This window comes from Pseudomonas sp. RA_105y_Pfl2_P56 (assembly GCF_963970845.1).
GTDB lineage: Bacteria > Pseudomonadota > Gammaproteobacteria > Pseudomonadales > Pseudomonadaceae > Aquipseudomonas > Aquipseudomonas baetica_A.
In genome coordinates this window covers 373,450-384,808 of sequence record NZ_CAXAPL010000001.1, presented here as the reverse complement: position 1 = coordinate 384,808, position 11,359 = coordinate 373,450, and the positions used below count along the sequence as shown (strand labels likewise).

The 11,359-nt window shown below is 59.6% G+C and carries 6 protein-coding genes and 2 tRNA genes; 2 read left to right on the top strand and 6 right to left on the bottom strand.

Features of this window, described 5'->3' with window-relative positions; translation table 11 throughout:
* Window positions 1–541 precede the first annotated feature (541 nt).
* Window positions 542–2,443, top strand: coding sequence for a potassium transporter Kup (locus AACY11_RS01780; RefSeq protein WP_339430608.1), 1,902 nt, complete (start codon window positions 542–544; stop codon window positions 2,441–2,443).
* Between the two features lie 69 nt (window positions 2,444–2,512).
* Here AACY11_RS01780 and AACY11_RS01775 read toward each other — a convergent pair whose 3' ends face one another.
* The 4 genes from AACY11_RS01775 to AACY11_RS01760 form a co-directional block, all read right to left on the bottom strand.
* Window positions 2,513–3,808, bottom strand: a complete 1,296-nt coding sequence (locus tag AACY11_RS01775) for a virulence factor family protein (RefSeq protein ID WP_339430609.1) — start codon at window positions 3,806–3,808, stop codon at window positions 2,513–2,515.
* Window positions 3,808–6,447 carry a bifunctional lysylphosphatidylglycerol flippase/synthetase MprF gene (gene mprF, locus AACY11_RS01770; protein ID WP_339493718.1) on the bottom strand — a complete coding sequence of 880 codons (2,640 nt, stop codon included), beginning with the start codon at window positions 6,445–6,447 and terminating at the stop codon, window positions 3,808–3,810. Before mprF ends, AACY11_RS01775 begins: the two co-directional genes overlap by 1 nt.
* 278 nt (window positions 6,448–6,725) lie before the next feature.
* Window positions 6,726–6,802, bottom strand: a tRNA-Met gene (locus AACY11_RS01765).
* A 221-nt stretch (window positions 6,803–7,023) separates the two neighbouring features.
* A tRNA-Met gene (locus AACY11_RS01760) sits at window positions 7,024–7,100 on the bottom strand.
* A 280-nt stretch (window positions 7,101–7,380) separates the two neighbouring features.
* On the opposite strand from AACY11_RS01760, the gene dinB reads away from it, so the two are divergent.
* A complete protein-coding gene (dinB, locus tag AACY11_RS01755; protein ID WP_339430611.1) occupies window positions 7,381–8,442 on the top strand; it encodes a DNA polymerase IV in 1,062 nt (353 codons plus the stop codon).
* Between the two features lie 109 nt (window positions 8,443–8,551).
* On the opposite strand, the gene AACY11_RS01750 is transcribed toward dinB, so the two are convergent.
* Together AACY11_RS01750 and AACY11_RS01745 are read right to left on the bottom strand one after the other, a co-directional pair.
* The gene (locus AACY11_RS01750; protein ID WP_339430612.1) at window positions 8,552–9,505 is read right to left on the bottom strand and encodes a hypothetical protein; all 954 of its coding nucleotides are present in this window, start codon (window positions 9,503–9,505) and stop codon (window positions 8,552–8,554) included.
* A 17-nt stretch (window positions 9,506–9,522) separates the two neighbouring features.
* Window positions 9,523–11,238, bottom strand: a complete 1,716-nt coding sequence (locus AACY11_RS01745) for a proline--tRNA ligase (RefSeq protein WP_339430613.1) — start codon at window positions 11,236–11,238, stop codon at window positions 9,523–9,525.
* Between the last annotated feature and the right edge of the window lie 121 nt (window positions 11,239–11,359).

The window sequence follows — 11,359 nt, the reverse complement described above, 5'->3', positions numbered from 1 at the left end:
GAAGCAGCATCTTAAGTAATGCGGCTCTGCGTTCAGGTGAATAGTACGGCACGACCAGTCTCTTTCCGCCCCCGATATGCTTTTTTTGGAAAAACCGGAGAGGCGACAACTATCCTGACACCGGGGGGACGATTGAGGAGGTAATGACAGGCAGGGCGCCCTGAAAAATCAAGGTATAGATAGAAAATCATTGGGGCAACCCAGAGATACAAAGCCAACCTTTGGATTGGTCGGCGCAGGAGTGGTGGACATGTCTAACCTCGGTATTTTGTGACATCGATTGCCTGACGCAGGAATCGAGAGACGGGCGCTTGAATGGCGCCTCTGATCAAAAAGTGCGCAATTCTAGCGGCGTGCAACTCACTTGACCAGCTTTATGCCGGGAAATACGACGAGTGCTGCGCTATGCTTCGCGCCGTTGGGCCTTGCCAAATTTTTACAGTCAACAAATCGTCTGTAACAGCAAGTAAAACAGCGCATGCTGCACCACACAACATAGTGTTTCATTCGAAGTAGCCGGTCTGGGAATCAGGAGTGTTGGATGGGGCAGGCAAGTAGTCAGGCGGCGGGCGCCGAGCATTCGACGGCAAAGCCGATCGGCATGCTGGTCGCGGCGGTCGGGGTGGTTTACGGCGACATCGGCACGAGCCCGTTGTACACCCTCAAAGAAGTGTTTTCCGGCGGTTACGGTGTGCCCGTCAATCACGACGGGGTGTTGGGCATTTTGTCGTTGATTTTCTGGTCGCTGATCTGGGTCGTGTCGATCAAATACATGATGTTCGTCCTGCGCGCCGACAACCAGGGGGAGGGCGGGATCATGGCGCTCACCGCACTGGCACGGCGAGCGGCGGGCGAGCGCAAGAAATTGCGTTCATTGCTGGTGGTTTGCGGGCTGATCGGTGCGGCGCTGTTTTACGGCGACAGCATGATCACGCCGGCGATTTCCGTGCTGTCGGCCATTGAAGGCGTCGGTCTGGCGTTTGAAGGCATCGACCATTGGGTGGTGCCGTTGTCGCTGGTGGTGCTGGTCGGGTTGTTCCTGATCCAGCGTCACGGCACGGCGCGGATCGGTATTCTCTTCGGGCCGATCATGGTCACCTGGTTTCTGGTGCTCGGCGCCCTTGGCGTGTACGGCATCAGCCACACGCCGGAGGTGCTGTATGCGCTGAATCCAGTGTGGGCGGTACGGTTTTTCATGGTGCATGCGGGCATGGGCGTGGCAATCCTCGGCGCGGTGGTGCTGGCGCTGACCGGTGCCGAAGCACTTTACGCCGACATGGGCCACTTTGGCCGCAAGCCGATTGCCCGTGCCTGGTTCCTGCTGGTGCTGCCGGCGTTGGTGCTCAACTACTTCGGTCAAGGCGCCTTGATGCTGGAAAACCCGGAAGCGGCACGTAACCCGTTCTACCTGCTGGCACCAAGCTGGGCACTGATTCCGCTGGTGGGGCTGGCAACGCTGGCGACCGTGATCGCCTCGCAAGCGGTGATTTCCGGTGCATTCTCCCTGACCCGTCAGGCGATCCAGCTCGGTTACATCCCGCGCATGTACATCCAGCACACCTCCAGCGACGAGCAGGGCCAGATTTACATCGGTGCCGTGAACTGGTCGCTGATGGTTGGCGTGGTCTTGCTGGTGCTGGGCTTTGAATCCTCCGGCGCACTGGCCTCGGCTTACGGTGTGGCGGTGACCGGCACCATGCTGATGACCACGATTCTGGTGTCGGCCGTCATGCTGCTGCTGTGGAAATGGCCACCGATCCTTGCGGTGCCGGTGCTGATCGGTTTCCTGCTGGTGGACGGCCTGTACTTTGCCGCCAACGTGCCGAAGATCGTGCAGGGTGGTGCGTTTCCGGTGATTGCCGGTATCGCCTTGTTCGTGTTGATGACCACCTGGAAGCGCGGTAAGCAGTTGCTGGTCGAGCGTCTCGACGAAGGCGCCTTGCCGCTGCCCATCTTCATCAGCAGCATTCGTGTGCAACCGCCGCATCGCGTCCAGGGCACCGCCGTGTTCCTCACCGCGCGCCCCGACGCCGTGCCTCACGCGCTGTTACACAACCTGCTGCACAACCAGGTGCTGCACGAGCAAGTGGTGTTGTTGACCGTGGTCTACGAAGACATCCCGCGGGTGCCGCCGCAACGGCGATTCGAAGTGGATGCCTACGGAGAAGGCTTCTTCCGGGTGATCCTGCACTTTGGCTTCACTGACGAGCCGGACGTGCCGCAAGCGCTGAAGTTGTGTCATCTGGACGAGCTGGATTTCAGCCCGATGCGCACCACTTACTTCCTCAGCCGTGAAACGGTGATTGCCTCGAAACTTGAGGGGATGGCGCGTTGGCGTGAAGCGCTGTTCGCGTTCATGTTGAAGAACGCCAACGGGAACTTGAGGTTCTTCAATTTGCCGCTGAACAGGGTGATTGAGTTGGGGACGCAGGTAGAGATGTAAGCCCACTGGAATGTAAAAAGCCCCCGCAACTGCAAAGTTACGGGGGCTTTTTGTTGGGTGCGCTTCAGATCACTCTTCAGCCACCTTGCCCGCAGCCTGACGCTTCTCGATCAAGTCCACCAAGCGCTTGGCCAGTGCCGGATAGTTCTCATCGAAGTGATGACCACCCGGCAGTTTCACTGCTTCGCCGACGGCTGTCTTGTCGGTGCAGCCGCTTTCATCGGCCTCTTCTTCACCGTAGATGCACACAACCTTGGCCGCTGGCAGCTTGGCCATTTCCGGGCCGGTGGCGGCTTCTTTGCCGGCGTTGCCGAGCCAGCCTTCGACTTCGATCTCGAAGCTGCCGGTGCGGGCGAAGGCCAGCAGGATGATGGCGTCGACGCGTTGCTGCTCGGTTTCAGGCAGGCGGTTGTAGATCGCCGGCAAGACATCGGCACCGAACGAGTAACCGGTGAGGATGAAGCGCTTGGTGCCCCATTTCTGCCGGTAGTGCTGCATCAGTTCGGTCAGGTCCAGCGCGCTTTGCTCTGGACTCTTGTGCTGCCAGTAGTAGCGCAGGGTGTCGATGCCGACCACCGGGTAGCCGATCTTGGCCATTTCGCCCGCTACGTCCCGGTCGAGGTCGCGCCAGCCGCCGTCACCCGACAGGAACAGGGTGACGGTGTCTTTGGCCTGGCCGGCCGGGACTTCAACCACCGGGATCGCCAGACCACCGTTGGCCTTGTCGCCGCCGACGAGGATTTTGCGCAGTTCGTTGTTCAGCACTTGCGGCAGGTTGATGTCGTAGTCGCTGATACTGGTTTCGGCGTTCGGTTGATCGCGCACGAAACCGGCGCTGGTGTCGTCCGGGTTGTCGTTCCATGCCACCAGCCAGTGGCCGTGGGCAGCGGATTTAGGCAGCAGGTGGGTGCAGCCGGGTTTTTCCAGCGCCAGGCCAACCGATACGGCTTGGGCCTTGTCGTCCTTCTGCTCGGACAACCAGCGCCACGCCAGCACCGCACCAGGGCCGATGCCGCTGACCAGGGTGGCCGGGCCGTCCAGTTCGCGCAGACCCGTCTGCAGGGCGCGGCTTTGCAGCAGGCAGTCCTGGGGCAGAACCACCTGAACGATCTGCGCCGAAGCGCTGCGGCTCAGGGTGGTCAGTTGCTTTTCACTGAGTTTCTGGTCGTCATTGACGGCCACCAGCACCTGAGCCTTGGGCTTGGTGCCGGGAATCACACGGGTCATGGCCGGGCCATCGACGGGCGTGAGTTGTTCGAGGGTCGGTTCCGGTGCCGGACGTTTGAGGTACCAGTAACCGCCGCCGGCAATCACGGCCAGCACAATCAGTGCGGCCAGGATGTACTTCAGGGAGCGTTGAATCATCAGCGTTTCACCAATCCAGTCAAGCCGCCCGCGATCAGGGCGGCAGTATCAGCCAGCGCCACCAGCGGATCCAGTCCGGCGGGCACGGCCATATAACGGGGTTCCCAGTCAGGCTGGAACTTGTCTTTGAAGCGGCGCAAACCTTGGAAGTTGTACAGCTGCTCACCACGGCGGAAAACCATCGAGCCCAGACGCTGGGTCAACGGTGCACCCCGTCGAGGTTGCAACCCCGACAACGGCACCATGCCCAGGCTGAAGCGCGCGTATCCGTGACTCTTATAATGTTGAATCAGGCCGACCATCATGAATTCCATGGTCAGCTTGGGAGCCTCCGGGTGCGCGCGCATCAGGTCGAGACTGGCCAAGTCATGGCTGTAGGTCTCGAGCAGGTTGGCGAACGCCACCGGACGACCTTCGAAGCGAATCACCGCAATGCGGAAATGCTTCAGGTAATCGTCGCTGAAACGGCCGAGGGAGAAACCTTTCTCGCGTACATTCTTGCCGGTCAGCCAGGCATCGGAAATAACCTTGAGCTCATCCATCGGCGCTTGCCCCGGCTCGTGGATTTCCAGCGACAGACCGTCGCGGGTGCCACGGTTCCAGGTGTAGCGCAGATCCTTCATCTCTTTGCCCTTGGCTTCCAGGTCAAAGCGATGCAGGTCGACCCGGGCTTCTTCGCCAAGCTTGATCGCGGTCAGGCCGATGTCCATGTAGTACGGCAGGTTTTCCGCGCGTACTTGATAGAACACGGGGCGAGCGTGATGGATGTCGCACAGGTCGCGGAACTGCCAGATCATCTCGGCGCGTTGCTGGCCGGGGCCGATAGGGTCGTACAACGCCACGAGGCTGCGGCCACGGCGGGCATACATCAGGAACGCTTCGTCGTTGGGGTGGAGCAGCAACGCCTTGTCACCGGTCAGCGCGAGGCCGCCATCGGGTTGCGAGGACGCCATCAGAATCTTCGTCGCGCGATCGATTTCGTCCGGCGTCGGCAAATGAATCACCGGGCGCGCGGTGCGCAGCAGCCAGGTCAGTGCAATCACCAGCAACAGCACCGCCGCGCCGAGCAGCGAGCGCAGGCCGCGTGGTGCGTCGGCGTCGAGGGTGAACTGCCACCATAGTTGATGGCTGTACGGTACGTCTTGATAAGCGAACAACAGCAGCCAGGTCGAGGCGCCCAGCACGCAGAGGCTGGCCACCAGATACAGCGGCGAGAACGGCAGTTCGGTCAGGCGGCTTGGGCGATAGAACGAGCGACGGAACACACCCAGCAACGCCGCGGTGAGTGTCATCAGCGTGGCTTCTTCCCAGTCGAAGCCTTTGAGCAGCGAGAGCAGGGCACCGACAAGCAACAGAATGGTGGTCAGCATCCACGCGGCTGAGAGGCGACGGCGCAGGCCCTGAGCCAGCATCAGACAGAGCACACCGATCAGGCTGGCGCCGAAGTGCGAAGCGTCGACCAAACGATGAGGGATCAGGAAACCGATGTGCTCCAGGCGCGTGTCGATCTCGGGTGTGGCACCGGAGAACAGCAGCACCACGCCGGACAGAAACACCAGCACCGCCAGAATCGGCGCCGCCAGACCGGACGCCGCGCGCATGGTCTGGGTCTGGAACAGGCGCTGGCCTTCATTGATCAACAGCAATACGCAGGCGACCAGCAGCGGCAGCACCACGTAGATCAGGCGATAGAGTAGCAACGCAGCGGCCAGTGGTGCGGCACCGAGCTTGTCGGCAAACGCGGCCAGCAGGATCGCTTCGAATACGCCGACACCGCCTGGCACATGGCTGAGTACGCCAGCGGCCAGCGCCAGCAGGTACACCAGCAGGAACGCGCCAAACGGTGGGCTTTCGGGCAGTAACAGATACAGGACAGTCGCAGCAGCGGCGACGTCGAGAGCGGTGATGAGCAGTTGCAGGAAAGTCAGGCGTCGACCCGGCAGGCGCAAGGTGCGACGGCCGGCCTTGACCAGCAGGTTGTCACGATACGGTTGTTCCGGCAGGCGACGACGATAGATGCCGATCATCAGGATTGCGCCGAGCAGCAGCACAGTCGCAGCGATCGTACCCAGCAGTCCCTCGGACAAGCCCAGTGCCTGAGAGGCGGCGGGCAGATCGCTCAGGGTCGCCAGAGCCGCCAGCGGGGGCAGGGCGCAGCCGAGCGACAGGCTGGCGAACAAGGTCATGTGCGCGACTTCCGACGCCCCCAGGCCCAGTCGTGCATATAAACGATAGCGAACCGAACCGCCGGACAGCATCGACAGGCCGATGGCATTGCCAATCGCAAACGCGGTGAAACCGCCGAGCGCCAGTGTGCGCGGTGGCAATGTCACGCCGGCATAGCGACTGGCCGACCATTCGTAACCCAGCAGAATAATAAAGCCGACCACGGTCGCGGCGAATGCACCGAGGAGGACGGGTGTGGGCACGGCAAGAATCGAGTCATGCAAGGCATCGAGATCGAGCTCGGCGAGCAAATGACGACAGGCAATCAGCGCAATGGTAAACAACAGCAACGTGACCGCCAGGCCAATCGGTTGCCGGTATTTGCTTAACCGATCCAGCAAGCGCAAACGCTCGGGTTTGATCGGGTGTTCCGCTGTGACGGTGTCTTGTGGATCAGACGAGTTGGCGCGCATCAATCACCTCTTGGATTGTGCGCGACAGGATGGAGGTATCCAGCCAAGTTACCAATCCCTGTAGAAAAAAATAATCACAAAATACTACGCCTCTCACCGGGTATCGGCGAGGGCAGTCATGGATGGCAGACGTCTTGTTCGCGACCCAAGCATAGTCGCAACTCGGTGGGCCTGATGATCCTGGACGATTCACTGCACTGTGACAGATCATTGTTGCGAAAGGACTTTTTCCACAGATACAAAAAAGGCCACTCTTTCGAGTAGCCTTTTTTGATGTTTGGTTGCGGGAGCCGGATTTGAACCGACGACCTTCGGGTTATGAGCCCGACGAGCTACCAGACTGCTCCATCCCGCGTCTGTGTGGCGGCATTCTACAGGCGAACGGCGAGGTGTCAACCGCTAATTCCGTAAAGGGTCAAATAAGTGTGGAATCGCGCCAAACGGTCGCAGGTGGCGCGTTAAGTTTCGGAAACGAAACGAATTCCTGTTTGACGGTTGTCATGGCTGCGAGGGCTGAAACTGAAAAACACGCACGCACAAAAAAGGCCACTCTTTCGAGTAGCCTTTTTTGATGTTTGGTTGCGGGAGCCGGATTTGAACCGACGACCTTCGGGTTATGAGCCCGACGAGCTACCAGACTGCTCCATCCCGCGTCTGTGTGTCGGCATTCTACAGAGGATCGCTGGGCTGTCAACCTTCAATCCGGATAAAAAGTGTTGAGGTTCAATCGGTTAGCGTTTTATTGGGATGTTGGAACACGCTACAGGTCAGGTGGGACAAGGCTTTCGGCTCTATTGGTTGTCGATTTTCGATTGAGAAAATAAATTCATAGGGCTTTTCCTATAGATGGAAAAGAACATTCAGACCACTGGTGCTATATACAGTTGTCAGTGAGATACTGCCTATCCGGTTCGCCACGTTTCCTTTTCTGACATGACTCAGCGAAAAATCATCCACGTCGACTGTGACTGTTTCTACGCCGCCATCGAAATGCGCGATGACCCGCGCTTGGCCGGCAAACCGTTGGCGGTGGGCGGGTCGGCAGATCGGCGCGGGGTGATTGCCACCTGTAATTACGAGGCGCGTGCCTATGGTGTGCGCTCGGCCATGTCATCGGGGCATGCCCTGAAGCTGTGCCCGGACCTGACCATCGTCAAACCGCGCATGGACGCCTATCGAGAAGCTTCAAAGGAAATTCATACAATCTTTGCCGATTACACTGATCTGATCGAGCCACTGTCGCTGGATGAGGCCTACCTTGATGTGTCGGACAGTGCCCATTTCGGTGGCAGTGCCACGCGCATCGCCCAAGACATCCGCCGTCGCGTCTCCAATCAATTGCACATCACTGTTTCTGCAGGCGTGGCGCCGAACAAATTTCTGGCGAAGATCGCCAGTGACTGGAAGAAGCCCAATGGCTTGTTCGTGATTACGCCGGATCAGGTCGAAGATTTTGTCAGCGGCTTGCCGGTAAGCAAATTGCACGGTGTCGGCAAGGTCACCGCCGACAAGCTGGGCAAGTTCGGCATCGTCGACTGTATGCAATTGCGCGAGTGGGACAAGCTGGCGCTGGTGCGCGAGTTCGGCAGTTTTGGCGAGCGACTCTGGAGTCTTGCCCGTGGGATTGATGAGCGGCTGGTCCACAATGACAGTCGCCGTCAGTCGATCAGCGTGGAAAATACCTACGATGTTGACCTGCCGGATCTGCGCAGTTGCCTGGATAAGCTGCCAGAGCTTCTGGAAACCCTGAAAACCCGTATGGCGCGAATCGATAGCAGTTATCGCCCGGGCAAACCTTTCGTCAAAGTGAAATTCCACGACTTTACCCAGACCACGCTGGAGCAGGCCGGGGCAGGGCGGGATCTTGGCAGTTATCAGTTGATGCTCACGCAGGCGTTCAATCGGGGTGGCAAACCGGTACGTTTGCTGGGGGTTGGCGTGAGGCTTGAGGATTTGCGTGGCGGGTTTGAGCAGATGGAATTGTTTGAGCGGTAGTTTTGCGATGAATATGGGGCGGCCTTCGCGGCAAGCCCGCTCCCACAGGGAATTTGTGCAAGACACAGATCCAATGTAGGGGCGGGCTTGCCCGCGATGCTTTCAGCTTTTAATTAGATCCTGGATCAGCCACCAGGCGACCCGCATCCTTGGTCAAGGACTTGAGAAATTCAGCCTGCAACTCGGGATCGTTACGCGTCAGTTCGATCAGGCTTTGTTCCAGTTCGCTGGCTTCTTCTTCCAGGCCCAGTTCCGACAGACGTTTGACTCGGTGCACCCACTGGCTCACTTCGTCATCTTCAAGGTCGTCGTAAATCAGCCCGTGGGCTTCCAGCAGCTTGCCACGCAGGTGGCTGCTGATCACCAGGGATGAGTCAGAGTGCACGTCATCCTTGGCGTCTTCGACGCTGATCTGCAATTTGCCGACATGATTGAGGTCATTTTCGGCGAACGGACTGTCCAGCAGGTTGAGACGCAGCACGCCGTTGCGGTCGGTGGTCATGTCGAAAGTCTGTTTGCCAGCCTTGACTTGTACCGGGCGCTCGCTCCACGGCAGGCTCGAATACTCCGTGCGCTTGTCGCGTTGGACTTCATCGATGCCGGCCAGGTTCTGTTGCGCACGACCGTTGGACTGCACGTTCATGAACGGGTTGAGTCCGGCGAAGCCGTAGCTGAGCCAGTCCTTGGTCACGCTGTCCGGCAAGTTGCCGAGCGCGAATACGTTGACCACGTTCGCGCCGACGCCACCGACCACGGCCACCACACCCAGCGGGATCTCGTAGATTTCCCGCCAGGGCTGGTAAGGCGTGTAGCGATCGTAACGACGGGTGACGTCGAACTCGGTGACTTCGAACGTTTTCTGCTCGTTGATCTTCACGCGTCGCTGCGGCAGCTCAAGCACCTTAGGCTCACCGACATCGATCTGCAGGCTGTGATCGAGCAGTTTGCGCTCGACCCGCTCTTCGTGCTCGCTGCGCTGTGACATGTGATTGGCACAGCCGCTGACCAGCAGGGCACCGCACAGGGCGGTGCCACCGAGGCCTAAGGTGTTTCGCTTGAACATGACGTCTCTATCTGGTTTCAGCGGCGGATACGGGCCTGAAGGAAGGACAATACGTCAGCCACCGGCAGCGCTTGCGCCTCGCCTTCGGTACGGCTCTTGTATTCCAGGTTGCCTTCGGCGAGGCCGCGGTCGCTGACCACGATGCGGTGTGGAATGCCGATCAGTTCCATGTCCGCGAACTTGATGCCCGGGCTGGTTTTCTTGTCGCGATCGTCCAGCAGCACTTCGAAACCGGCCGCAGTCAGTTCCGCGTACAGCTTGTCGGTGGCTTCGCGAACCTGTTCGGTTTCATAACGCAGCGGCACCAGCGCGATCTGGAACGGCGCCAGGGTGTCGCTCCAGATGATGCCGTTTGCATCGTTGTTCTGCTCGATGGCGGCAGCCACCACGCGGGACACGCCAATACCGTAGCAACCCATTTCCAGGGTCACTGGCTTGCCGTTCTCGCCCAGCACTTCGCACTTCATCGCTTTGCTGTACTTGTTGCCCAGCTGGAAGATGTGACCGACTTCGATGCCGCGCTTGATTTCCAGCGTGCCTTTGCCGTCCGGGCTTGGGTCACCCGCCACCACGTTGCGCAGGTCAGCCACGGTCGGAACCGGCAGGTCTCGCTCCCAGTTCACGCCGAAGTAGTGCTTGTCATCGATGTTCGCGCCGATACCGAAGTCGCTCATCAGCTCGACCGAGCGGTCGATGATGATTGGCAGCGGCAGGTTCAGTGGGCCGAGGGAACCGGCACCGGCGCCAATGGCGTCACGCAGTTCGGAGTCGGTCGCCATGACCAGCGGGCTGGCAACGCCGGGTTGCTGGGCGGCTTTGATCTCGTTGAGTTCGTGGTCGCCACGGATCACCAGAGCGATCAGTTTGCCTTCTTCTTCGGCGCGCACGATCAGGGTCTTGATGGTCTTTTCAATCGGCAGATTGAATTTTTCCACCAGTGCAGCAATGGTCTTGGTGTCCGGAGTGTCCACCAGACGCAGCTCTTGAGTCGGTGCAGGGCGGGAAGTTTCCCGTGGCACAGCTTCGGCTTTCTCGATGTTCGCCGCATAGTCGGAGCCGTTGCTGAAGGCGATGTCGTCTTCGCCGGACTCGGCCAGTACGTGGAACTCGTGGGAACCGGCGCCGCCGATCGAGCCGTTGTCAGCCTCGACAGGGCGGAACTTCAGGCCCAGACGCGTGAACACGTTGCAGTACGCCTGATGCATGCGGTCATAAGTGACCTGCAGCGACGCCTGGTCGGTGTGGAACGAGTACGCGTCTTTCATGATGAATTCGCGGCCGCGCATCAAACCGAAGCGTGGGCGGATTTCGTCACGGAATTTGGTCTGGATCTGGTACAGGTTGATGGGCAGCTGTTTGTAGCTGCTCAACTCGTTGCGCATCAGATCGGTGATCACTTCCTCGTGGGTCGGGCCCGCGCAGAAGTCGCGACCGTGGCGGTCTTTGATGCGCAGCAACTCAGGGCCGTATTCTTCCCAGCGCCCCGATTCCTGCCACAGCTCGGCCGGTTGGGTGCTCGGCATCAACACTTCCAGAGAGCCGGCAGCGTTCATTTCTTCGCGAACGATGGCTTCAACCTTGCGCATAACCCGCAGGCCCATGGGCAGCCAGGTGTACAGGCCCGAGGCGAGTTTGCGGATCATGCCGGCGCGCAGCATCAGCTGATGGCTGATCACGACCGCATCGGAAGGCGTTTCTTTCTGTGTGGCGAGCAAAAATTGACTGGTGCGCATGGTTGGCCGTTGTCGGTTGCTATGACTGGAAATGACGGAGCAGTGTACCGGCGAGTTTTGCTGCCGTACAGAAGTGTGGTCAGTGCAGTGGGGTAACGGCGGGATTCCTCCCGCCGTTGGC